Annotated in this window: 21 protein-coding genes; 4 read left to right on the top strand and 17 right to left on the bottom strand. The window is 46.6% G+C overall.

The window, feature by feature from the left end; translation table 11 throughout:
- Positions 1–6 precede the first annotated feature (6 nt).
- From H8K32_RS09175 to H8K32_RS09110, 14 genes are all read right to left on the bottom strand, one after another.
- Complete coding sequence (locus tag H8K32_RS09175) at positions 7–1,569, bottom strand: DHA2 family efflux MFS transporter permease subunit (RefSeq protein WP_186912191.1); 1,563 nt, start codon at positions 1,567–1,569, stop codon at positions 7–9.
- A complete protein-coding gene (locus H8K32_RS09170) occupies positions 1,569–2,819 on the bottom strand; it encodes an HlyD family secretion protein (protein WP_186912190.1) in 1,251 nt (416 codons plus the stop codon). The genes H8K32_RS09175 and H8K32_RS09170 overlap by 1 nt, the downstream gene beginning before the upstream one ends.
- A complete protein-coding gene (locus H8K32_RS09165; protein WP_186912189.1) occupies positions 2,819–4,339 on the bottom strand; it encodes an efflux transporter outer membrane subunit in 1,521 nt (506 codons plus the stop codon). Before H8K32_RS09165 ends, H8K32_RS09170 begins: the two co-directional genes overlap by 1 nt.
- Positions 4,340–4,395: 56 nt before the next feature.
- Positions 4,396–4,866: a MarR family winged helix-turn-helix transcriptional regulator gene (locus H8K32_RS09160; protein WP_186912188.1), complete on the bottom strand. Its 471-nt coding sequence runs from the start codon at positions 4,864–4,866 to the stop codon at positions 4,396–4,398.
- 116 nt (positions 4,867–4,982) lie between these two features.
- Positions 4,983–6,740 carry a PhoH family protein gene (locus tag H8K32_RS09155; protein ID WP_186912187.1) on the bottom strand — a complete coding sequence of 586 codons (1,758 nt, stop codon included), beginning with the start codon at positions 6,738–6,740 and terminating at the stop codon, positions 4,983–4,985.
- 116 nt (positions 6,741–6,856) lie between these two features.
- Positions 6,857–7,333 (bottom strand): redoxin domain-containing protein, encoded by a 477-nt coding sequence (locus H8K32_RS09150; RefSeq protein WP_186912186.1) that lies wholly within the window; start codon positions 7,331–7,333, stop codon positions 6,857–6,859.
- 44 nt (positions 7,334–7,377) lie between these two features.
- The gene (locus H8K32_RS09145; protein WP_186912185.1) at positions 7,378–8,313 is read right to left on the bottom strand and encodes a polysaccharide deacetylase family protein; all 936 of its coding nucleotides are present in this window, start codon (positions 8,311–8,313) and stop codon (positions 7,378–7,380) included.
- A 37-nt stretch (positions 8,314–8,350) separates the two neighbouring features.
- Positions 8,351–9,391 carry a bifunctional UDP-4-keto-pentose/UDP-xylose synthase gene (locus tag H8K32_RS09140; RefSeq protein ID WP_186912184.1) on the bottom strand — a complete coding sequence of 347 codons (1,041 nt, stop codon included), beginning with the start codon at positions 9,389–9,391 and terminating at the stop codon, positions 8,351–8,353.
- Between the two features lie 66 nt (positions 9,392–9,457).
- The gene (locus tag H8K32_RS09135; protein WP_186912183.1) at positions 9,458–10,378 is read right to left on the bottom strand and encodes a formyltransferase; all 921 of its coding nucleotides are present in this window, start codon (positions 10,376–10,378) and stop codon (positions 9,458–9,460) included.
- Between the two features lie 48 nt (positions 10,379–10,426).
- On the bottom strand, positions 10,427–11,392 hold the full coding sequence (locus tag H8K32_RS09130) for a glycosyltransferase (RefSeq protein WP_186912182.1): 966 nt from the start codon (positions 11,390–11,392) through the stop codon (positions 10,427–10,429).
- Between the two features lie 18 nt (positions 11,393–11,410).
- Positions 11,411–12,538, bottom strand: a complete 1,128-nt coding sequence (locus H8K32_RS09125) for a DegT/DnrJ/EryC1/StrS family aminotransferase (RefSeq protein ID WP_186912181.1) — start codon at positions 12,536–12,538, stop codon at positions 11,411–11,413.
- 190 nt (positions 12,539–12,728) lie between these two features.
- A complete protein-coding gene (locus H8K32_RS09120) occupies positions 12,729–13,100 on the bottom strand; it encodes a DMT family transporter (RefSeq protein WP_186912180.1) in 372 nt (123 codons plus the stop codon).
- 37 nt (positions 13,101–13,137) lie between these two features.
- Positions 13,138–14,844: a glycosyltransferase family 39 protein gene (locus tag H8K32_RS09115; RefSeq protein ID WP_246447234.1), complete on the bottom strand. Its 1,707-nt coding sequence runs from the start codon at positions 14,842–14,844 to the stop codon at positions 13,138–13,140.
- Positions 14,841–15,218 (bottom strand): Mth938-like domain-containing protein, encoded by a 378-nt coding sequence (locus H8K32_RS09110; RefSeq protein WP_186912179.1) that lies wholly within the window; start codon positions 15,216–15,218, stop codon positions 14,841–14,843. The genes H8K32_RS09115 and H8K32_RS09110 overlap by 4 nt, the downstream gene beginning before the upstream one ends.
- Before the next feature lie 326 nt (positions 15,219–15,544).
- Between H8K32_RS09110 and H8K32_RS09105 the strand changes: the two genes are divergently transcribed.
- The 3 genes from H8K32_RS09105 to H8K32_RS09095 all read left to right on the top strand — a co-directional run bounded on the left by H8K32_RS09105 (position 15,545) and on the right by H8K32_RS09095 (position 19,556).
- A complete protein-coding gene (locus tag H8K32_RS09105; protein WP_186912178.1) occupies positions 15,545–16,774 on the top strand; it encodes an aminotransferase class I/II-fold pyridoxal phosphate-dependent enzyme in 1,230 nt (409 codons plus the stop codon).
- Between the two features lie 23 nt (positions 16,775–16,797).
- Positions 16,798–18,108 carry a homoserine dehydrogenase gene (locus tag H8K32_RS09100; protein ID WP_186912177.1) on the top strand — a complete coding sequence of 437 codons (1,311 nt, stop codon included), beginning with the start codon at positions 16,798–16,800 and terminating at the stop codon, positions 18,106–18,108.
- A gap of 206 nt (positions 18,109–18,314) precedes the next feature.
- Positions 18,315–19,556 carry an MFS transporter gene (locus H8K32_RS09095; RefSeq protein WP_186912176.1) on the top strand — a complete coding sequence of 414 codons (1,242 nt, stop codon included), beginning with the start codon at positions 18,315–18,317 and terminating at the stop codon, positions 19,554–19,556.
- Positions 19,557–19,578: 22 nt separating this feature from the next.
- On the opposite strand, the gene H8K32_RS09090 is transcribed toward H8K32_RS09095, so the two are convergent.
- From H8K32_RS09090 to ygfZ, 3 genes are all read right to left on the bottom strand, one after another.
- Positions 19,579–20,322, bottom strand: coding sequence for an NRDE family protein (locus H8K32_RS09090; RefSeq protein WP_186912175.1), 744 nt, complete (start codon positions 20,320–20,322; stop codon positions 19,579–19,581).
- The gene (locus H8K32_RS09085; protein ID WP_186912174.1) at positions 20,313–20,600 is read right to left on the bottom strand and encodes a DUF4936 family protein; all 288 of its coding nucleotides are present in this window, start codon (positions 20,598–20,600) and stop codon (positions 20,313–20,315) included. Before H8K32_RS09085 ends, H8K32_RS09090 begins: the two co-directional genes overlap by 10 nt.
- Positions 20,601–20,703: 103 nt before the next feature.
- On the bottom strand, positions 20,704–21,741 hold the full coding sequence (ygfZ, locus tag H8K32_RS09080) for a CAF17-like 4Fe-4S cluster assembly/insertion protein YgfZ (protein ID WP_186912173.1): 1,038 nt from the start codon (positions 21,739–21,741) through the stop codon (positions 20,704–20,706).
- A gap of 369 nt (positions 21,742–22,110) precedes the next feature.
- Between ygfZ and mltG the strand changes: the two genes are divergently transcribed.
- Positions 22,111–23,097, top strand: coding sequence for an endolytic transglycosylase MltG (gene mltG / locus H8K32_RS09075; protein ID WP_186912172.1), 987 nt, complete (start codon positions 22,111–22,113; stop codon positions 23,095–23,097).
- The last annotated feature ends 6 nt before the right edge of the window (positions 23,098–23,103 follow it).

Here is a 23,103-nt window from a genome sequence, read left to right as displayed (position 1 = left end):
GTTTGTTTAGTGTGCACCGCCTGCGTCGATAGGTGCCGAAGATTTTTTAGGCTTGGTGAGCCAGACAAAACCAATCAGACCTAAAAACATAAATGCAGCAAGATAGAAAAGATCGGTTGCTGCCATGGTACTGGCTTGTATAGAAATGATCCGGTCTATGACAGCATAAGCGCCTGTTTCAGGGATCCCCTGTTGCCCCAGTGACTGTACGCTTTGTATAAATACTGGGAAACTACTGCCTGTATTTTCAGCGATTTGTGCGTGGTGCAAAGTACTGCGGCTATCCCATAGAGTGGTCATAATCGAGGCCCCCATGCCACCGCACATAATCCGTACAAAGTTCGATAAGCCGGACGCGGCAGGGATTTTTTCTGGCTTCAGTCCTGATAAAATAATCGATGTCAGCGGGATGAAGAACATCGACATCGCTGCGCCCTGAATCAGGGTAGGAATCAGCAAGGTCATTGTATCGACATCTGTGGTAAACCTGGCACGCAAGAAAAATACTAAGGCGAATAACAGAAAAGCGATGGAAGCGACTCTTCTGGCATCAACTTTTGGCAGAATTTTGCCAATAATCGGTGACAAAATAATCGCAAAAATTCCAACCGGCGCCATGATCTTGCCAGCCTCTGTAGCAGTGTACGACAGCTGTGTTTGCAACCAAAGCGGCATAATCACCAGACTGCCGAAGAACAAGCCGTAGCCAATAGAAATTGCTAATACACCTGCAGAAAAATTTCTTCCAGCAAAGAGCGTCAGATCAACGACAGGATGTTGTTGTCCGCGCTCCCAAATAATGAAATAGATCAGACCAACCGCAGCGATTACCGTTAATAAAATAATTTCACCAGAGTTAAACCAATCCAACTCCTTACCCTTATCTAACATAATCTGTAAGGCGCCGACCCAAACCACCAGCAAGAACAAACCTACTTTATCGATAGGCAAAGATTTGATTTGTGATTCACGGGTTTTATATAGTGACCATGTCGCATACGCTGTAAACAAGCCGACGGGAACGTTGATGTAAAAGATCCATGGCCATGAATAATTATCCGAGATCCATCCGCCCAGCAGGGGCCCCATAATCGGTGCAACCAGCGTTGTCATGCCCCACAGCGCGAGCGCCATAGAACTTTTGGACGGCTTATAACTGCCTAATAAAAGCGCCTGAGATAAAGGAATCATGGGGCCTGCAACTGCGCCTTGCAAAATTCGGGCTGCAATCAGCGTCTCTATATTTGGAGCCATCCCACATAACCACGACGAAATCACAAAGAGCAAGATCGAAGTCATGAACAGTTTTACCTGGCCAAATTGCGTGGTTAGCCATCCAGTGAGAGGCACAGAAATCGCATTGGCAACCGCAAACGAGGTGATAACCCAGGTGCCTTGTTGTGGCGAGACGCCCAGATTGCCTGAAATCGCCGGAATAGAAACATTCGCAATGGAAGAGTCCAGCACGTTCATAAACGTTGCCAGAGAGAGGACCAAAGTCCCCATCGCCAGCTTGGCACCCTGCAAAGGCGGATGCGGCACGTGAGGTGCGCTAGTTGCCGAGCTCATTACTTCGCCTTAGGTGTGACGGTTGATTTTGTCTGACTTGTTGCTGTCGTCGCCAAATTCGCGTTGATGATCTGTGTAATACGCTCGTCAGCATCTTTTGCAGCGTGTTCGAACACTGATGTCTGATAGACCGGTTTTGTACTCACGTTCGGGTTGGCCGCAATGGGTGCACCTTGCTCTTGTGAGATATTGACTTCGACTTGCATAGAAACGCCGATACGCAAAGGATGTTCTGCCAATTCTTTTGGATCCAATGAGATACGGACTGGAACGCGTTGAACAACCTTGATCCAATTGCCGCTGGCATTTTGTGCCGGCAGTAAAGCAAAAGCGGAACCTGTGCCAGCTGACATGCCTAAAACTTTGCCATGAAACACCACATCGCTACCGTAAATGTCGGAATGTAAAACGACGTCTTGACCAATGCGCATATGGGCGAGTTGGACTTCTTTAAAGTTCGCATCGACCCACAAAGAATTCAAAGGAACAATAGACAGCAATGGTGCGCCGGCTGCAATACGCTGCCCTACTTGTACTGCACGCTTTGCAACATAGCCAGTCACCGGGGCTGGTAAAGTAGCGCGGCTGTAGGCCAGCATCGTTTCACGAACCTTTGATGCAGCACGTAAAACATTCGGGTGTTGAGTTACATTGGTATTTTCAGTTAACGCATGGTTCGATGCCAATTGCTCACGCGCCGCGATCAATGCTGCTTCCGCCGTCTTGAGGCTATTGCGTGCATGTTCTAATTCTTCAGTAGAAATAGCACCAGTGCTGACTAATTGCTGACGACGCGCCAGATCGGATTTTGCGCGTTCAACATCGGTGCTGCGTACATCAATATTGGCTTGTAAACTTGCATTGTTCGCAAACAGAACTTTGACTTCACGTACTGTTTGTGCGAGTTGCGCTTCCGCTTGATCAAGTGCTACTTTAGCATCGGTCTTGTCCAGTTCTACCAGTGGTTTGCCAGCTTGCACCAAGTCAGTGTCGTCGGCATGGATGGCTAAGACGGTCCCTGCAACTTGCGACGTGACCTGAACTACATTGCCTGCAGCATATGCATCTTCAGTATGCTCATAATGGCTACCAACCAATGTCCACCATACGCCATAAGCGGCGATAGCAAGGACTAGCAGGGTTGTTACAATAATCAATAAACCACGACGTTTGCCAGAGTCAGGAGCAACTTCAACGGTTGATTGAGAAGTAGGGGATGTATTTGATGAGTTTTGAGATGGAGCGTTCATTACGCTGCCTCCGCTTTGTTAGATACTTGGGTTGCTGAAGATGTTGTGGAATTGCTTGAGTCGGCTTTGCTGTTATAGCCACCACCGAGCGCTTTAATCAGATTGATCTGACTTTCAGCCTGACGGAAGGTGATGTCCAATGATTGCTTTTGCTGCGTCAGTAAGGCGCTCTCTGCCGTGAGGACGGGCAACATGTTTGCTGTTCCAGCTTTTTGACGTTGTTGGGCAAGCTGCAAGCTAATCTTGGTTGCTTGTTCAGCTTTAGCTTGTTCGTTTAATTGGATTTCACTGGTCTTTATGGTCTGAATTTGGTCGGCAACATCGTGCAATGCATCGGTCAGACTTTGGTTGTAGCTTGCAACAGCGATATCGTAACCTGCGACCTTGTTTTTTAATTGCGCGCGCAAACGTCCACCTTCAAAAACCGGCAAATGAATTGAAGGGCCAACACCAATAGCTAAACTACCGCTCTTGAATAAACGGTCTAGGCCAGCACCAGAACCGATATCTGACAAGCCAGCAAAGCCGATAATGTTGATATTTGGATAAAATTGTGTCTTAGCGGCATCAATTTCACCTTGACTGGCTTCCACGCGCCAGCGCGCAGCGACGATATCAGGGCGGCGACTCAATAGTTCCAAAGGCAGGTTACCTGGCAATCCGGAACCTTGTTTAATTTCATATTGTGGTCGTGAAATTTGCAAACCACGTACAGGTTCTTGGCCTAACAGTGCTGCTAACTGGTTTCGGGATAAGGCAATCGCAGATTCCCATGATGAGATCTCATTTTTGAGTGCTGAAGCCTGAACCAGTCCTTGTTGAATATCTGATTTCGTGTCGAGTCCTGCTTGGACGCGTTGTGCAATGAGTTTGTCGAAGTTTTCGCGGATTTCCAGTTGGCGTTTACTCAAATCAAGTTGCGCATATTGGCGCGCGAGTTGCAGCCATGTGCGTGCTACAGAACTGCTCAACATTAATCTGGCAGATTGTTGTTCTGCGGTTGCCACTTGTTCTTGAGAAAGCACGCTACGCATTTCTGCTTCGTTCTTGCCCCAGAAGTCAACATCATAGAATGTCCGTAGAGCAAGCTCGTTTGCTGAATAATAGTTACCTGCTAGCGGCGGCGGGTAAATACCATTTTCAGTAAATCGTTGGTAGGTGTTCTCAAAAACGCCATTCACCTTTGGCAATCTATCGGCGCTAACATAGTCACTTGCAGCTCTGGCAGCATTGATACGCGCCGCTGCAACTTGTAGGGTAGGGCTATTTACTAGTGCTTGGTCAATCAGATCCTGCAACTCTTGACCGCCGATATTTTTTGCCCAACTCGTATCAGGCCATTGTCCATTCTGTTGACCATAGATATCCACGCTGGTATTGCTGGACAAGGTTTTGAGTTGGGAATGGCTTTCGATTCCCGAGTAGCTAACGCAAGCCGAAAGCAGCGAAAGTATGCTGCTGGCGACCGCAAGGCGTAGCGTGCCGCGTGGATTAAGTTTGTATTTATGTGTGGGCTTCATAGCGTTACATTCAGATGTTGAATGTTGAAGTTAAATTAATTGTTGGGGCAATGATGTTAACGAGTTTCTAACAACGGACGATTTGCTAATAATTTTCTTAATAAACACTTAAGAAAACCAATTTCTTCCTGGGTAAAACCAGTAAATCCCAGGTCGAGCACCTCCTTATAAATTGGTGGAAGCTTCTGCGCCAAAGTATTTCCCTCGGCAGTTAATTCAAGCTTAAACAAACGCTTGTCATCGGGGTCTGCAACCCGTTTGATTAACCCTTTTGACTCTAACTTATCCAGCGTTCGCTTCATCGCTGCAGAGTCGATGAATAAATCACGAGATAACTCGGCAGCGGTATTGCATTTACCCATAAAAAGCATCAAAAACACGCTTCCCTGAGAATGTGTAATGTCGAGAGAGCGTAGAGATTCGTCTACGCCTCTTGATATCATCGTTCTTGCCCTCGCTAATAGATAGCCAACGCTATCTTCCACTTGGGTCGGATCGAATTGTAGAGAGGGGATTTCGTCGTTCATAGTTGCAATTAATCGTTGCCTAGGCAATAGTCTACAACAAGTAAAATTTTTTTGCTGAGCATAAAAAAAGCGCTGCCTGGCAGCGCTTTGAGCATAGATGAGTAGTGAAAAGGCAATTACAAAATTTCACTCGCATGATCAGCAAGGCGGGAGCGTTCTCCTCTTGCTAGAGTAACATGACCGCTGTGCGCCCATCCTTTGAAACGATCAACTACGTAGGTCAAGCCACTTGAACCCTCAGTCAGATACGGCGTATCGATCTGCGCAATGTTGCCCAAGCAGATAATCTTGGTGCCAGGACCTGCTCGTGTTACCAAAGTCTTTACCTGTTTGGGCGTCAGATTCTGCGCCTCGTCGATGATCAGGAATTTATTCACGAACGTACGGCCGCGCATAAAATTCAATGATTTAATTTTGATTTTAGAGCGAATTAAATCCTGGGTTGCCGCACGTCCCCAATCACCGGCATCATTATCAGACTTGTTGAGCACTTCCAGATTGTCATCAAACGCGCCCATCCATGGCGACATTTTCTCTTCCTCCGTACCAGGTAAGAAACCAATATCCTCGCCTACAGGTACTGTTACACGTGTTACGATAATTTCATTGTAGGTTTTGGTTTCCAGCACTTGCGCAAGCCCAGCGGCCAATGCCAGCAAGGTTTTACCAGTACCAGCCTGACCAAGCAGAGTGACAAAATCGCATTCTGGATCCATTAAGAGATTGAGCGCGAAGTTCTGTTCGCGGTTACGCGATGTAATGCCCCAGACGCTGTGTTTAATGTGACCGTAATCACGTAGCGTTTGCAGAACTGCGGTTTTGCCATTGATCTGACGTACTTGCCCGTAGAACGATGCTTCACCGTTCTTAGGTTCCAGGTAGACAAATTGATTCACCAGCAGGCTAGGGATGACCGGGCCGGTAATGCGATAAAAGGTGCTGCTGAGGCCATTTTTGTTTTCTTGCCAGGTCTCTATACCTTTGCCGTGCTTATTCCAGAAATCATCAGGCAATTGTACGATGCCCGAGTACAGCAAGTCGGAATCTTCTAAAACGTGATCATTGAAGTAGTCTTCGGCAGGCAAGCCCATAGCGCGGGCTTTAATGCGCATATTGATATCTTTTGACACCAATACAATCGGGCGTCCGGGAAACTCTTGTTCCAATGCACGTACGACGCCGAGGATCTGATTATCAGCTTTGCCTTGTGGCAGACCAGGTGGCAGGGCGCCAATTTGTAATTTTGTCTGGAAGTACAAATGCCCACCGGCGTCTTTATTGCCTAATTTGGAAAGGGCAATACCTTTTTCTATCTCGTGGTGATCGATATCACCAACCAAGGCGTCGAGCGAGCGTGAAACCTGGCGCGCATTGCGTGCGACTTCAGACATGCCCTTCTTATGGTCATCAAGCTCTTCAAGCGTGATCATTGGCAAATAGACGTCGTGTTCCTCAAAGCGGAACAGGGACGTTGGGTCGTGCATCAATACGTTGGTATCTAAAACGAAGAGCTTGGTAACGCCGGCTTTATCGGCGGCACGGCTGGTACCAGATTTGTTGGGATTCTGGGCGGCTTTGGCTTTAGCCGCAACGAGATGATCTGGAGTAATGCGTGGCGCTGGGGTTGCTTTTTTTGCGACAGCAGGACTAACTGCTGGGCTGGTTACCTGGCTAACTATATTGCTGACTTTAGATGCGCCGCCAGACTCAGAAACGCTGACTTTCTTTCGATTCTGCGTAACAGCGACTGCGGGTTTGTTTTTTTCTGCAGGTGCAGCTTTCAGCGCTTTTGCGGGCTTAATGTTATCTGCCTTTGGATATTCCTTAGGTGATAGCAGAGCGGCTGGTTTTGTCGGCATTTTTGGCAATGGCATGAAAACCTCAATCAAAAAGTGAGAGCTAAAAAAATTAAAAGCCGCTGTGGCATTGCCAGCGGGAAGCTGGCTTTGCCATGGGCGGCTTTATTCAATATAAATTCTGGCGAGTTCAATTAGGTTTGGGCGCTCACAAATTCAAGTACATCATCGACGTGTCCTGCTACTTTGACGCCTCTCCATTCTTTCACTAATTTACCACTGGCGTCAATCACAAAAGTACTACGTTCTATGCCCCTTGCTTGTTTTCCGTACATATTCTTCATTTTCATGACGTTAAACATGGTGCAAAGTGTCTCGTCTGGATCAGAAATAAGCTGAAATGGCAGCGCCAGTTTATTTTTGAAACCCTCGTGAGAGCGAAGGCTGTCGCGGCTTATGCCGAAAACCTCGGTATTATTTGCCTGAAATTGTGAATGCAAATCACGGAATGCAATACTTTCTGTGGTGCAGCCCGGAGTGTTGTCTTTTGGGTAAAAATAAAAAACGATATTCTTGCCTGCGTAATCTTGTAAATGAAACGCTTTTTCGCCCGTCATCGCGGCAGAAAAATCAGGTACTAAGCAATTCAGTGCAGAAGGGGTGTCAGCCACTGTGATCTCCTAGGTTAAGGGTAGAAGAAATAGTCGCTGACAGTTTAAACCTGAGCGACCAGTTCTCCGGAGCGTCCTGGCAAGCTAGCCCAAGACAGCGGGTATACAGGTAAATCGGTGTTTTGAAGGGTTGCAAAATAGGAGGCCATAGAAACGCAGTGATAGCCTTGCTTTTGCCAACCAATCAGCAATTCCTCAAATATGGGGGCAAGTTTTTGCCCTTCAAGCTCCGCATGGAGAGTAAACACATGATCCCTAGGGTCTTTACTCAAACTCAGAATGTGACTTGCAATATTGGAGGTCGTAATTTCTGTACCATTAATAGTACGTCCCAATAATTCGTCCAGAGTTGGCAGTGTTGTGGGCATCTGTACGCAGGTGGCGACCTCGTTGTCGATTTTCAGACGATATGGACCGTATGCTGTGTTTGCCAGACTACCGTCCTCGTTGAGCATTGCTCGTCCGTCGGAAGCATAACGCATGCCGAATTGATCCAATTGCTGGAACGCATAAGCATTCATCTGCCAGCCAGCTGCACCATGCGTATCAGGAGCAACGCCAAAAATTTCTTTAAAGCGATGGTTAGCCTGTTGCAACTGGTGTTGCGTCCATTCCTTGCCACGTTGACGTACGTTGTCCTGCCAGACCACATGATCCCAGGTATGAATCCCGCATTCAAAGCCCGCTTCCTGAACAGCACGCATCTCACTCTTGCAAGCACCGATGTCTGGTGCGGGCAAGAGTACGCCGTACATCAGGGTTTTAAATCCATAATGCTCAACGACCGAGGTACGGGAAACTTTTTGGAAAAAACCAGGCCTGAAGGCGCGGCGGAGTGCCCAGCCAGTGTGGTCTTTACCCAATGAAAACAGAAATGTCGCACCGGCTTGGTGTTTCTTTAAAAGGCGCACCAGATTTGGTACGCCTTCTTTAGTGCCGCGGAATGTATCAACGTCTATCTTAAGAACAAGAGAAGGCATGTATGCTTTTTTGGCTGCTTTTTGACTTGGCTACAAATTAATCCATCAGTGCGCGTGCTTCCGCTACTTGTGAGCGGTAGGCATCAAAAATGTTGCGCATGGTGTCTTTCATGGTTGTTACTGGTTTCCAGCCCAATTCTTCACATGTGTTGGTGATTTTTGGAACGCGATTTTGAACGTCCTGGTAGCCTTTGCCATAGTACGCAGCAGAAGTTGTTTCTGTCAGTTGTACTTTTTTGACGGATTCTGCGTACTCTGGATACTCTGTCGCCAGGTCCAGCATCATGTGCGCCAACTCACGGATAGAGTAATTGTTGGTTGGGTTGCCGATGTTGTAGATTTTGCCGGAAGCAACGCCATTTTTGTTATCAATAATGCGCATCAGAGCGTCAATGCCGTCATCAATGTAGGTGAAGGCACGTTTTTGTGCGCCGCCATCAACGAGGGAGATGTTCTCACCACGGACGATGTGACCAAAGAACTGCGTCACAACACGTGAGCTGCCTTCTTTTGGTGTGTTGATGTTGTCCAGACCAGCGCCGATCCAGTTGAATGGACGGAACAGAGTGAAGTTCAAGCCTTCCATGCCATAGCCCCAGATCACGCGATCCATCAATTGCTTCGCGCAAGAGTAGATCCAGCGGGGTTTGTTGATAGGGCCGCAGATCAATTCAGATTCTTCCGGGTCGAATTCGTCGTCGTGGCACATGCCATAGACTTCAGAGGTGGACGGGAAAACCAGATGTTTGCCATATTTTGCTGCGGAACGAACGATAGGCAGGTTTGCTTCAAAATCGAGTTCAAACACGCGCAATGGTTGTTTGACGTAAGTAGATGGCGTTGCAATTGCCACCAAAGGCAAAATCACGTCGCACTTCTTAACATGGTACTCAACCCATTCTTTATTGATGGTGATGTCACCCTCAAAAAAGTGCATACGTGGATGGTTGATCATGTCGCCTAAACGCTCGGTTTGCATGTCCATGCCATAGACTTCCCAGTCAGTGGTTTCAAGGATGCGTTTGGACAAATGGTGACCGATAAAACCGTTCACGCCGAGAATGAGGACTTTTTTCATGGTGAGTTCTTCTTAAGTAAATGTTGATTGCTGTTGTGCTTTGACCGTCTTACTATCGCCGACCTTCTAAGTGGCTGTGTCTGTCAACTGCCGCAATTCTTCTGCCGAGACGATCTTGCCGTCGCAGCGTAATTCGATTATCCGCAGTGCGCGACCATCGCCGCACACGCCAAAAATGACATTATCTACTACATGTAAGCCTGTCGGCAAATTTGCAGCGGATAAATCTGATAAACGTGCTTTTTCGATAATAAAATGATGCCCAAATTGTTCAAAAAATGCGCCTGGATAGGGTGGGGCAACAGCGCGATGCAGGTTGTAGACCAAATTTGCAGTCTGATTCCAGTCTATACGACCATCTTCGGGTTTGCGACCTCCAAAATAGCTGCCTGCCGCCAGATTATTCGGGAGCGCAACAAAGCTACCATCGATCAAACGGGGCAGAGCATGCCACAATGTTTGCTCGGCAGCAACTGTGAGCTTGCCAAAAATTTCATAGGCCGTGTCATCTGGAAGAATCGGTACCGCTGTTTGGGCAATGATGGCCCCCGCATCTGGCTTGGCTGCCATTTCATGCAAAGTCGCACCAGTTTCTGTTTCGCCGTGCAACACAGCCCAATTCACAGGAACGCGGCCGCGATATTTAGGCAGCAAAGAACCGTGTAAATTGTAGGCGCCACGCTTTGCTAGTGCCAATAGGTCGACTGGCAACATGTGACGATAATAGAAACTGAAAATAAAATCAGGTGCTATTTCTGCAATTCGCGCACTTAGTTCCGGATTTTTTGGATCCGCTGGCGTTATTGTTTCGATGCCATGTTCTTTACATAAAGCCGCGACGGAATCAAACCAGATCGTTTCTGCCGGATTGTCTTCGTGGGTGACAACTAATTTAATTTGCACTCCACGCGCAAGCAAGGTTTTGATGCTGCGTACACCGACGTTGTGATAGGCAAAAACAACGGCGGTGGTTGGGGTTTGAGTCATGTCGAATTCTCGTTTAAAAGGTCTGGTCATGAACCAAACCTGCGAATGTTAGTCGCTTTGTGGTTGATCTATGCTGACATCTTGCAATATGGTTTGCACGACGTAGCGCGGACGACCACGCACTTGCTGGTAGATACGTCCAACGTACTCGCCCAGAAGTCCGATACCGAAAAGGATTACCCCCATCATAAAGAAGGCAATCGCAAACAACGTGAACAAACCCTCAGCTTCAGCACCGAATATAAACCGGCGAATCAGGAGTAAGCCAACGAGGCCACCAGATAATACCGATAAGATCATACCCAGCATAGAAAACCACTGCAGAGGCATGATAGAAAATCCGGTCATCAGATCAAAATTCAGACGGATCAAGCTATAAATCGAATACTTTGATTCGCCTGCGGAACGTTCTTCGTGCTCTACAATGATTTCTGTTGGTTTTCGCGAAAATGTGTAGGCGAGGGCAGGAACAAAGGTGTTGACTTCGCTACATTGATTTATCAGATCAATTACATTGCGACCATAGGCACGCAACATATTGCCCTGATCGGTGATTTTGATACGAGTGATCTTTTCACGGAAGCGATTCATTGCTTTCGATGCGTACGTGCGCCACGCGCTATCCTGGCGTTTGCGACGGATAGAGCCGACGTAATCATAGCCCTCACGCATTTTGTCTACCAATGCACCGATTTCTTCTGGCGGATTTTGCAAGTCTGCATCGAGTGTTACAACGATGTCGCCGCGCGTAGCCTCAAAACCAGCCAGAATCGCCATGTGTTGGCCGTAATTGCCATTGAACAGAACGACGCGGGTGACATCCGGACGTAAGCGGAACTGGTCTGATAAAATGACGGCCGTATTATCGCGGCTGCCATCATTAACAAATACCACCTCATAGCTCACACCACGCGCTGCTAAGGTATCCAGGGCCGGATAAAGACGCTCAAAAAGCTTGGCGAGGCCAGCTTCTTCGTTGTAGACAGGAATGACGACGGAGAGTTCAGGTTTCATTATATGAACGTGCAAATTTCAAAGAAGGCGGGATTTTACCGCAGACACGACTCTTTCGACATCAGCTTTTGTCATCGTCGGGAATAAAGGCAATGTCACGATCTGTTTGCCTATACGTTCTGCGATCGGGAACATGCCATCCGTAAAGCCACGTTCACGGTAGTAAGTGAACAAATGGATCGCGCGATAGTGATAACCGAGGCCGATTTTAACATCCATCATTTGCTGCATGAACGTTGCACGGTCGATGCGTTCTGGCAGTACCAGATGGAACATGTGCCAGTTAGAGTTTTCAAAATCGGCAACCGGTAACTCGGCACCAGTTTGCGCTTCAAAATCAGTGCCAAATTGCTCAAAATAGTATTTCGCCAAGTCTAAACGTTTGGCGTTAAACTCAGCCAGGTGCTTCATTTGACCCAAGCCGATCGCACCTGCGATATCAGTCATATTGAATTTGCCGCCCAATACGTCAACGTCAATGCCGTCTAATCCACTTCGGGTGACGCCTTGTAGTCGGTATTTTTCAGCCAGACGTGCTTCTTCAGCATTGTTCAACACCAGACAGCCACCTTCGCCAGTCATGATGTTTTTGTTAACCTGAAAACTAAACGATGCAAAATCGCCAAAAGAGCCAATGCGTTTGCCTTTCCAGCTGGAGCCAATGGCTTGCGCCGCATCTTCAATTACACGCAGCTTGTATTTCTCAGCAATTTCATACAATTTGTCCATGTCGCAAGGTAAGCCGCACATGTGAACCGGAATGATGGCTTTGGTGCGAGGCGTAATGGCCGCTTCCACCTTAGCTAGGTCAATGTTATGCGTCTTAGGGTCGATATCAGCGAAAACTGGAGTAGCACCGGTTTCAATAATGACGTTGGCGGTTGCCACCCACGAGTTTGGCGTTGTAATGACTTCGTCGCCTGCGCCGATGCCAGCGATGCGCAATGCGATCTCCATTGTGCAAGTGCCGGAGTTAAAGGTGCGAACGGGACGGCCGCCGAAATACTCTGATAACTGTGCTTCGAGAGCCTGAACCTTCGGTCCGCTGGTCATCCAACCGGAGCGCATTACATCGGCGACGGCGGCGATGGTTTCTTCATCCATGGTTGGTTTTGTGAACGGCAAAAATGCTAATGAATCGCTCATGACTATCCTTTTTTTGCTGAGGTTCAGTACGGGATGGTGCCACCGTCTGAACTGATTAAAACTGATTAAAATTATTAATCTGGTGTTTTTATATACTGTCCCGAGTATCGTCAAGTATATCTGGAAGATGCTTTATTGATCTTGATTTAACCAGGAATCAACTGACATACTCCCTCTAATTATTGTCAATTTAACTTTTTACAAGTAACACTACGCCAGCAATGATGACGCAAATCGCCAGAATTCTTTGCATGGAGATGACTTCGCCTAAGAAGTACCATGCACCGACTGCAGCAACGATATAGCCAATCGATAACATTGGGTAGGCAATCGACACATCTACCCGTGATAAAGCGATAATCCAGACCACCACCGAAACGACATAGCAGGTTAAGCCGCCAATGATGGGCAATTGTGTCGCCAATTTTAAGCCTATTGAAAACCAGTTTTCAGCATTCAGATGAATTGCCCCAACTGCCTTTGTGCCAGCTTTGAGCAGAATTTGTGCCACTGCATTAAGCAAGATGCCGGTGATGATGAAGCCAAAAGTTGCGAGATTCATAGTAGTTTTTGCTTATTTAAAAGTTTATTTATTATTGCTAATTAGGTGTTTTTTGCAGATTGATGGTTGCAATGATGACCCGCCTTGGATCTTGACCAATGACTCGCATAGGGATTTTTTGTTTCTGAAAATCTTCATAGATGTCAGTCCGCAAAATGGCAACAGCTGGCTCGTCATTTTGTTCATGTTTTAACCATTGTTTTACGAACTCTTCCCGCTTAGGAATCCATAATTCTGGTTGCTGTTCCAGCCCAAACGCCAGTTCGTCAGGAAACTCCACTAGTATCATTGTGCGTTGCAGATAGAAGGGCAGAGCCTGTTCATAACGACCGACCGCATAAATGGGTGTCGTTGGTGTTTTTAATTCAGCCTCAATCGCCGCAACATGTGCCGTGCCAGCCATATATTTACCGTAAGGATCGTGCCCCAGGAATGCGACTTGGCCTGCGATAAAACCGGCGCTGGCGAATGAGATGATTGCGATATCTTTTCCGCGCTTGCCTTTGGTAGCAAAAGCCCACGCTGCGGCACTGCCAACGATAACAATAGCACTCGCTGCGGCAATCCATTTTGCATAGTCTGCGTATAACGGAGCGTCGTAGGGGTCTTTGCCTAAATGAGCAATGGTATTGATAAAGGCAAGACCGACTACGCCTAACAGACCAAACAAAACGCTGGCTATTTTCAATGCATCTGGTTTGGATTCTTCAAGGTACACAGCAATCATCAATGCAAGTGCAGGAAAAATTGGCAATATATATCCCGGTAGCTTGGAATGTGAAATACTGAAAAAGAAAAAGAAAAACACAGACCATATCAATAACATCTTCAACGGCTGAAAGCCGCGCTTCTTCTCTTGAATACCTGTCCGCATCCCTTGTATCAATAATCCTATCCAAGGAATAATTCCCAGTGCGAGCAAAGTGAAAAAGTAATACCAACTGCCTTCGCGTTTATGTACATCGCTGGTAAAACGTTGAAAGTGTTCGTGAATAAAAAAGAAGTGAGGGTGTTCAGGATTACGTATGGCAATCAGGATAAACCACGGTGCGGTAATTGCAAAAAATAGAATCAAGCCTTTGCCAATGTGCAACCGTGTCCATAGAGCCCAATCGCGCGTCAATAAGGTGTAGATGACTAAGACCGCACCAGGCAGGATAAAGCCTATCAAACCTTTTGACATCGTTGCTAATGCCATACCTATCCAGCATGCGAGCATGGCAATGCGCCGTTCTTTATTGCTTGATGCTTCGTGTTGACCGAGTAGCAGGCCACACATGGCAATGGCAAACATCCCGGACAAACCCATATCCAGTGAGTTAATGTGTCCTAATCCCGCCCAATAGAAACTTGAACCCAGCACGATTGCCGCAATCGTACCAACGCGTGGGCTAAAAATCTTACGTCCTGTATAACCGACCGCTACGATGCCAATCAGAGCACTGATGCCCGTCCATAAACGCGCTTGCCAATCACCAATTCCAAACACAGCAAAAGTCAACGCGTTCATCCAGTTTTGCAGAGGCGGTTTTTCAAAGTATTTGATGCCATTCAAACGCAATGTAATCCAATCACCGGTTGCCAGCATTTCGCGCGCCATTTCTGCATAGCGGCCTTCGTCGGTGGGTACCAGTGTTCTGGCACCAAGCATGTAAAACCAGATGCACAAAAAACTAATCGCGAGCGCCCACATTACGCGTGGCGATTCTAAGGGAAGTTTTTCTGATTGATCGATTTGACTCATGCGTCTTCCATGACTAAGGCCAACGCGACTTTGCGACCTTCGGCCATTAAAATATTATAGGTACGGCAGGCTGCCTGATTGTCCATGCATTCAACCCCGATTCGGCGCGCTGTCAGTGCTGCAATCAGACGTGGATGAATAAAACGCTGTTTATTGCCCGTGCCGAGTATCACCACGTCAGGTTGGTTGGCTTCAATCTGAGCGAAATTGTCGACGGTAATGGAATCAAAATGACTGACAGGCCATTCAACTGGCTTGGTCTCAGGTAAAACGATCAGGCTATGTTTATAAGTGATAGCGTTAATTTCTACGCTATCAAGCTCGTAACCAGTGATCGTCTGATATTGTTGGGTTTGAGTGGAATGCAACTTCATATTATGGCTCTATGATAATTAATCTGCCTTGTGAGTGCGGCATTGTAACTTTTTTTCACCGAATTCCAAGAAATGCACAAATTTATTGCATTCCATCGATTCCGGATAAGTATATGTAGGTTTATGGTTATAAGCTTATATCGGAAATATCAGGCAAATCATCGAATTTGTCAGCGAAAGACAAATTTTCCTAAAACAATTTGATTAAACAGCATTCCTTGTGCAAAATGCTTCGTTCGGCAGTGCAGCAAACACGGTGGCTTATGGTCGTGTTATCTCATGCTCGCTGGCAATATGCATGCTCAATGATACAAAGGAATCTGCTAGTGCGACCTATACAAAAATCACAAAAATTAGCTGACGTTTGTTATGACATTCGTGGTCCGGTGCTGGAAAAAGCCAAGCAGATGGAGGATGAAGGGCACAAAATCATCAAATTAAATATCGGCAATCTGGCGGTGTTTAACTTTGATCCGCCTGACGAGATCGTGCAGGACATGATACGCAATATGCACAATGCCGCTGGTTATACCGATTCCAAGGGGATGTTTGCACCGCGTAAAGCGATTATGCATTACACACAGGAAAAGAAAATTCATGGCGTAACGATAGAAGATATTTATATCGGTAACGGCGCTTCTGAGCTGATCGTGATGGGGATGAACGCCTTACTCAATAATGGCGATGAGGTACTAGTCCCGGCGCCTGATTATCCTTTATGGACTGCGGCGGTCAGTTTGTCTGGTGGTAAGCCGGTACATTACGTCTGTGATGAAAGCGCAGACTGGATGCCTGATATTGACGATATCAAGAGCAAAATCACACCGAATACCAAGGCTATCGTCGTCATTAACCCGAACAATCCTACCGGCGCCTTGTACCCTGTGCCTGTATTGCAGCAAATTGTTGATCTGGCGCGCCAGCATCAATTAATTGTATTTGCGGATGAAATCTACGATAAGACTCTGTATGATGAAGCGGAACACGTCTCTATCGCTTCGCTTGCAGATGATGTGCTGTTTTTGACCTTGAATGGCCTATCAAAAAATTACCGTTCTTGCGGTTATCGCGCAGGTTGGATGGTAATTTCCGGCGAAAAACGCCACGCCAAAGATTATATAGAAGGCTTAAATATGCTGGCTTCGATGCGTTTGTGCGCAAACGCGCCGGGGCAATTTGCGATTCAAACTGCTTTAGGTGGTTACCAGAGTATTCAGGATCTGGTGGGGCCTGGCGGGCGCTTGTTAAAACAACGCGATCTGGCCCACAAACTATTGACTGCAATCCCCGGGGTGACTTGCGTCAAACCTAAAGCTGCGTTGTATATGTTTCCGAAACTGGATCCTGAGATTTACCCGATCAAGGACGACCAGGAGTTTATTCACGAACTGCTGACCGAGCAGCGCGTGTTGTTGGTACAAGGAACAGGTTTTAATTGGATCAGACCTGACCACTTCCGGGTGGTATTCTTGCCGAACACGGATGATTTAACTGAAGCCTTTGGACGTATCGAACACTTCCTCGAAACGTATCGAAAGCGTCACGGAACAAATTAATTTAACTCGACTGTTTAAACTATATGAAACCCATCAAAGTAGGTCTGCTAGGCATAGGTACCGTCGGTACCGGCACATTCCATGTATTGAAGCGAAATCAAGAGGAAATTATTCGCCGCGCCGGACGTCCGATTGAAATTATTATGGTGGCAGCCCGCAACGTTGAACGCGCTCGCGCGATTGTAGGCGATGGAGTCGAGGTAGTGAATGATCCAGCTTTGGTCGTCAATCATCCGGATATTGATATCGTCGTTGAAGTCATTGGCGGCTGCGGTATTGCTAAAGATTTGGTACTGCAAGCGATTGCCAACGGTAAGCACGTTATTACTGCCAATAAAGCTTTGCTTGCAATTCACGGTAACGAAATTTTTTCAGCCGCTCATAAAAAGGGTGTAATGGTGGCATTTGAAGCTGCTGTTGCTGGTGGTATTCCTATCATCAAGGCGCTGCGCGAAGGTTTGACAGCCAATCGTATTGAATGGATTGCTGGCATCATCAATGGCACCACTAACTTTATCCTGTCAGAAATGCGCGATAAAGGCCTGGATTTTGATACCGTGTTAAAACAAGCGCAGGCATTGGGTTACGCTGAGGCGGATCCGACTTTTGATATCGAGGGTATCGACGCTGGACATAAGGCAAGTATTATGGCTTCGATTGCATTTGGCGTGCCTATGCAGTTTGATGCTACGCATGTTGAAGGTATCTCGAACTTACAAGCGGTTGACATCCGTTATGCGGAAGAATTGGGCTACCGTATCAAGCTGTTGGGTATTACGAAGCGTACTGTCGATGGCATTGAGCTGCGTACGCATCCAACTTTGATTCCTGCAAAACGTTTGATTGCCAATGTCGAAGGTGCGATGAATGCCGTGCTGGTACAAGGCGATGCTGTCGGTGCGACGTTGTATTCTGGTAAAGGTGCTGGTTCTGAACCGACCGCTTCTGCAGTGATTGCCGATCTGGTCGATATCACGCGCCTGGCAACGGCTGATCCTGAACACAGAGTTCCCCACATGGCTTTCCAGCCGGGTTCTATCAGCAATCTGCCAATTTTGCCAATGTCAGAAATCGTGACCAGTTACTATTTGCGTATGCATGTGGAAGACCGTCCCGGCGTGCTGGCGGACGTGACTCGTATTCTGGCTGACCTGAGTATTTCTATCGATGCGATGCTGCAAAAAGAACCAGGTGATGGCGAAACTCGCACGGATATCATTATCCTGACGCATCAGACCAAAGAGAAAAATATCGTTGCAGCGATACAGAAGATTGAACAGTTATCGACGGTGTTTGGACAGGTGACTAAGTTGCGCTTGGAAGAACTTAGTTAACGCTTAAAGCTACAATATTTATGCGGTAGATTTTCTCAAAAATAGGTTAGCGACAAAAAAAGCGTGTTCATGAAATAATGAACGCGCTTTTTTTATTCAACGGCTGTTCACTCAACAAAAAAATAATCGCCAATTATTTACTCCTTCATTTAATTTTTGTTTTTTTTGTGCAATGTATTTGAGGGCTTTTCAGAAAGCACTGACCAATGATGACTTTGCCGTTTTCACGACTATTAGCCTATGGTTTGCTCGCTTATCCGCTGGCGTTTATTGCTTTGCCCATTTATGTGTATGTCCCGCAGTTTTATGCGGAACGTTTTGGTGTTTCTTTAAGTGCGGTTGGAACAGCGCTGTTAATTTCGCGTATTGCTGACGCTTTTTTCGATCCGTATATCGGTTCGCTGATTGATAAGCGGTCGCAAGGGCAGGGCTATGGACGCTATATTTTGTATGCGATTCCACTTTTGTTGATCGGCTTCTTTGCCTTATTTCACCCACCAGAAGAGCAGGGGGTGGCAATATTTAGTTGGTTTTTTGTTTCTTTAATTGTCGTCTACGCTGGATTTAGCCTTGCTAGTATTGCTTATCAGGCGTGGGGTGCGGCTTTGACGCAGTTGCCCGGCGAGCGTATGCGTTTGAGTGCGGTGCGTGAATGCTGCGGTTTGCTCGGAGTTCTGAGTGTTGCTGTGCTTGGGCAGCTGGTCACTTTCACCTGGCTATCTTTGTTGCTAGGTCTGAGCTTGTTGATAGGCGCGGCTAGTTTGTTCAGATGGATACCTGCCGTTGTACATCGTCAGGATGTGGTGAGCGCCTCATTGAGCTGGCGTGTGATGTTCAAAAATCCCGATTTTCGTAGTTTGTTCAGTGTTTTTGTCCTCAACGGTATCGCTGCTGCCATACCCGCGACACTGTTTTTGTTTTATACCAAAGATCAGTTACATCTTGCTGAGCAGTCTGGCTATCTTCTGCTGATTTATTTCATTTCGGCGGTGATTTCTATGCCTTTTTGGAGCGCGTTTGCTAAGCGAACACATGAACGAGATGCATGGTTGTTGTCGATGCTGATCACCATAGGGAGTTTTATCTGGGCATATAACCTGTCCTCATACGATTTAATCCCATTCGCGGTGATTTGCGTCTTTACTGGTTTTTCTCTGGGGGCTGATTTGGCGTTGCCCCCCGCTTTGTTGGCCGCGGTAATTCATAGAGCAGGGCACAGCGAGCGCTATGAGGGGAGTTATTTCGGCGCCTGGAGTTGGGCGAATAAAATGAATCTGGCATTAGCGGCAGGTTTGGCTTTACCACTTTTGCAGGTATTGGGTTATCAGCCCGGAACTACCTCACCCGAGGGACTGCACGCGTTATCTTCTGCTTATGCAATCTTGCCATGCGCATTGAAATGCCTCGCCGCCTTTTACTTATGGCGATCTCCGATCAGGTCGTTTTGACAAACTGATCTGAAACAGAAAGTTAACGCAGGATTTTTTCGTGAAATTCTGCCGGATGATGAGCGTGAATTTTGACCAGTGTAGATACACGGGTGCCATAACCATCTGAGACGATACACGGCGACGAGAGCAGTCGCTCCATTTCAAATGAAATTCCCGTGTCCGGTAAGCGGCAATCTGGCGCTTGGGTCGTATTGGCCAGCATTTCAAAGAACGCGTCTTCAGGCGCGAGCTGGCAAATAAGGCTGGCAAATTCTGCTTTGGTACGAACTACCTTATGCCAGCAGGTATCCAAGGCCGCGTTGGAGATGCCGTAAATGCCAGGCGGTAATGGTACGCCATTTTTTGGATTGTCGAGATGTCGATTGGAAAACCAGATCAAATCATTCTGATCGCCAACTAAAAGATTAAATCCATTGTAGTCGTCGACTTTGCCTTGAAGGCTTGCAATATATTCCTGTGCTGATAAATCAGAGCGCAGAAAATTGGACACTAACTCTCCTCGCGAAGGGGCATCATCGCGCTTTTCTGATGGTGCACGTATATTCGTTATTGCTGCAAATTTTTTCGCTGGATTGCCATCTTGGTCGCTTTGAATCCCCAGCCACGTGCCACCGGATCGCAGGTCGCGGCCGGCAAAAATCTGCGGCGAATCTGACCACCATTCTGCAGGACTTGCAGGTCGGTCGTAGAACTCGTCACGATTAGCCGCCACGACCAATGGGCTGCAAGGGAGTAATTTCCAGGCAAAAACAATCAGGCACATACATCTACATTCAAAAAAAATTCTACATGGCGTTCACTGTACTGCAAATTGGGTAAATCTGTTTGCATCAGAGCTAATTTCAGATCTTGCTCAAATGTATCAGATATGTCCTCATAAACCTCCATCCACGTATGTAAGCCATTCGTGGTATCCGGCCTTCTTTCTAAACGCGGCATATAGTTAAAACGCTGACGCAAAATTTCATTTAACTTGCGTTCTTCAATGATAATTGCAGCCTCGTGCTCTATTTTTGCTTTGAAATAGACGTAACAATTCATGTGCTTAACTTCATCGTGAAGATTGTGGCGTTGGATAAATTCAGGATGCGAATAGCATCACAAAAATTCCGTGCCAACGGCACGGTTGAAAATAATCGACTGATTAGCGTGTAATGTCTGTTATTTCGTAGGGCAAAGGTAATAATTTGACGACAGGACCATCAGGGGTGCCGTAATGTATGCCTCCTTGTTCCTGATCCGCTAATGTCATCTCGACCAAGGCAAGACTACGATGTGCATCAATGCTGGCAACATTGACGACTAGGCCGCACGATTGTTCTGAATCTGTTTCGTTGAATACTTCAGTGCCTTCTGCTAACTCTGAACTGGCAATTTCTGCCAGCGCCATGCGACGTTTCAGTTTGCCGAGATATTGACTACGCGCGACGATTTCCTGGCCTGGGTAGCATCCTTTTCTGAAATTGACACCACCAATCAATTCGAAATTGATCATTTGAGGTACAAATTTTTCTTGTGTGCGCGCTGTAATGTGTGGAACGCCCGCTTCAATTTCCGCCAGATACCAATCGTCGGTATTGGTGACTTGTAAAAGAGATTTTAATTCCAGCCAAATCCCTGAGGCGAGCGCAATTGCGCATATCCATTCGTAACGAGGATTTTGACCGTCATTGTGAAAACGTATCAATGTGCCAAACTTATTGCTGATTTTTGTATTAGGCAGTGCTGGTAAAGTCGGGAAGTATTTGTGCAAACTTGCGTTAGCTTGCGCACCACCAATCCCGAAGCAAATCGACTGATCGCTGACATCTGCCAGTTTCGCTTTCGCACGAAGGATGAACATGGTCAGGCGCTTTTGAATCGCTGGTTGCAATTCTTTTGGTAATTGCAATGTAATACCGTCTTCCGTCTTCCAGTAAAGCAGGCTTGCCAGCATCCGGCCTTTTGCCGTGCAATAGGCTGCGCGTCGCACTATTTCTGTGTTCAGATGTTCAACGTCATTGCTTAATTGATTATGTAAAAAACTCGCTGCATCGTCTCCTGTCGAGAGTATGAGGCCTGAATCGGCCACAATCGTGATGTATCCACTAGCAAACGTTGGCGTGTTCCAGATCGATGTCAATCCAGTGATTTTGCCGTTAATCAGCTCAATCTGTTGTTCGGTAAAAAAATTTTGCGACATAAATACAGTACTTTCGAATTAACTTAAGACCAACAAGATAATAATTACTTACGGCCATAATAAGAATGTGCACTTTTTCGTAAGTGCTTTAACTTAATCATGTGTTGGCTTTACAATAGCGCTCGCGCCAGGATAGGTGAATTATAGTAGCCAGCCGAAAAGTTAGCTGAAGCCAGCTTCTTTTGTTTTTAAATATATCATTTAGTGAGTATGTTTCGTTGCTTTTAGTTTATTTTCAAAAAATTAAACGTGGACAGTTGATCCCGTCAGCGCGAAAGAAGATGCTTAAATATGCAATATTTAGTACGCAGCTCGTAAAAAATTAACGTACATATCGATAATTAACGACAACCCTCCTCAATACGCTCTATGAGTCTGATTAAAAATCTTTTTATTTTGCTGGTGTTGTTGCTTGCGGCTATGGTTGGTGGTTTGATCTACTGGTCAGGTCAGGCCTTAGATACAGATGGCAAAACCGTAGAATTTACAATCAAAGCCGGTAGCGGTGTGCGAAGTGCATCGAGACAAATACAGGAAGCTGGCGTTCCGGTCCCTGCCATTTTTTTTGAGTTGTTAGCTCGTGCGAGTGGTAAAGCAAGCAAACTTAAGGCCGGTTCGTATGAATTGGATCCAGGAGAAACACCACTGCAACTGCTCGATAAAATCGTCAATGGAGAGTTTTCACAGGGCGCAGTAGCGGTGATCGAAGGTTGGACTTTTGCGCAAATGCGAAAAGCGATTGATGCAAGTCCAGATTTAAAGCATGACACCAAATCGTGGTCTGACCGGGATCTGATGAAAAAGCTCAACGCCGACTACGCTCTTCCCGAAGGCTTATTTTTTCCTGATACCTATTTATTTGCAAAAGGTACGAGCGATCTTCAGGTATATCAACAAGCATACGCGGCACAATCGAAGCGCCTCGATGATGCATGGGAAGCACGTTCCGCTGGATTGCCTTATAAAAATAAATATGAAGCTTTGATCATGGCTTCCATTATAGAAAAAGAAACCGGGCAAAAGTCGGAACGTTCTATGATTTCCGCGGTATTTGCTAATCGCCTGAAAAGCGGCATGTTGTTACAAACTGATCCCACCGTGATTTACGGCATGGGTGAGCGCTATCAAGGTAAAATTTACAAAAAAGATTTATTGACTGATACACCTTATAACACTTACACACGAGCTGGCTTGCCACCGACGCCAATTGCTTTGCCTGGGCTGGCTTCCTTAACTGCTGCTTTAAATCCAGCACAAAGTGAAGCGCTATATTTTGTCGCACGTGGTGATGGCACTAGCGTATTTTCGGATAATCTGAGTGAGCATAATCGGGCAGTAAACAAGTATCAACGCTAAAAATAG

The sequence above is a fragment of the Cognatundibacterium jejuense genome (genome assembly GCF_014284255.1).
Classification (GTDB): domain Bacteria; phylum Pseudomonadota; class Gammaproteobacteria; order Burkholderiales; family Burkholderiaceae_D; genus Undibacterium; species Undibacterium jejuense.
Note: the sequence above shows the minus strand (reverse complement) of the source record. Positions and strands in the feature narration are given on the sequence as shown.

Bases quoted from the DNA above. Each gene is read 5' to 3' on its own strand.
- H8K32_RS09125 (WP_186912181.1), bottom strand. From the start codon at position 12,538: ATGAGCGATTCATTAGCATTTTTGCCGTTCACAAAACCAACCATGGAT.
- H8K32_RS09140 (WP_186912184.1), bottom strand. From the start codon at position 9,391: ATGAAAAAAGTCCTCATTCTCGGCGTGAACGGTTTTATCGGTCACCAT.
- H8K32_RS09100 (WP_186912177.1), top strand. From the start codon at position 16,798: ATGAAACCCATCAAAGTAGGTCTGCTAGGCATAGGTACCGTCGGTACC.
- H8K32_RS09090 (WP_186912175.1), bottom strand. From the start codon at position 20,322: ATGTGCCTGATTGTTTTTGCCTGGAAATTACTCCCTTGCAGCCCATTG.
- H8K32_RS09110 (WP_186912179.1), bottom strand. From the start codon at position 15,218: ATGAAGTTGCATTCCACTCAAACCCAACAATATCAGACGATCACTGGT.
- H8K32_RS09115 (WP_246447234.1), bottom strand. From the start codon at position 14,844: ATGAGTCAAATCGATCAATCAGAAAAACTTCCCTTAGAATCGCCACGC.
- ygfZ (WP_186912173.1), bottom strand. From the start codon at position 21,741: ATGTCGCAAAATTTTTTTACCGAACAACAGATTGAGCTGATTAACGGC.
- H8K32_RS09170 (WP_186912190.1), bottom strand. From the start codon at position 2,819: ATGAACGCTCCATCTCAAAACTCATCAAATACATCCCCTACTTCTCAA.
- H8K32_RS09165 (WP_186912189.1), bottom strand. From the start codon at position 4,339: ATGAAGCCCACACATAAATACAAACTTAATCCACGCGGCACGCTACGC.
- mltG (WP_186912172.1), top strand. From the start codon at position 22,111: ATGAGTCTGATTAAAAATCTTTTTATTTTGCTGGTGTTGTTGCTTGCG.
- H8K32_RS09095 (WP_186912176.1), top strand. From the start codon at position 18,315: ATGATGACTTTGCCGTTTTCACGACTATTAGCCTATGGTTTGCTCGCT.
- H8K32_RS09085 (WP_186912174.1), bottom strand. From the start codon at position 20,600: ATGAATTGTTACGTCTATTTCAAAGCAAAAATAGAGCACGAGGCTGCA.
- H8K32_RS09155 (WP_186912187.1), bottom strand. From the start codon at position 6,740: ATGCCATTGCCAAAAATGCCGACAAAACCAGCCGCTCTGCTATCACCT.
- H8K32_RS09130 (WP_186912182.1), bottom strand. From the start codon at position 11,392: ATGAAACCTGAACTCTCCGTCGTCATTCCTGTCTACAACGAAGAAGCT.
- H8K32_RS09145 (WP_186912185.1), bottom strand. From the start codon at position 8,313: ATGCCTTCTCTTGTTCTTAAGATAGACGTTGATACATTCCGCGGCACT.
- H8K32_RS09120 (WP_186912180.1), bottom strand. From the start codon at position 13,100: ATGAATCTCGCAACTTTTGGCTTCATCATCACCGGCATCTTGCTTAAT.
- H8K32_RS09160 (WP_186912188.1), bottom strand. From the start codon at position 4,866: ATGAACGACGAAATCCCCTCTCTACAATTCGATCCGACCCAAGTGGAA.
- H8K32_RS09135 (WP_186912183.1), bottom strand. From the start codon at position 10,378: ATGACTCAAACCCCAACCACCGCCGTTGTTTTTGCCTATCACAACGTC.
- H8K32_RS09175 (WP_186912191.1), bottom strand. From the start codon at position 1,569: ATGAGCTCGGCAACTAGCGCACCTCACGTGCCGCATCCGCCTTTGCAG.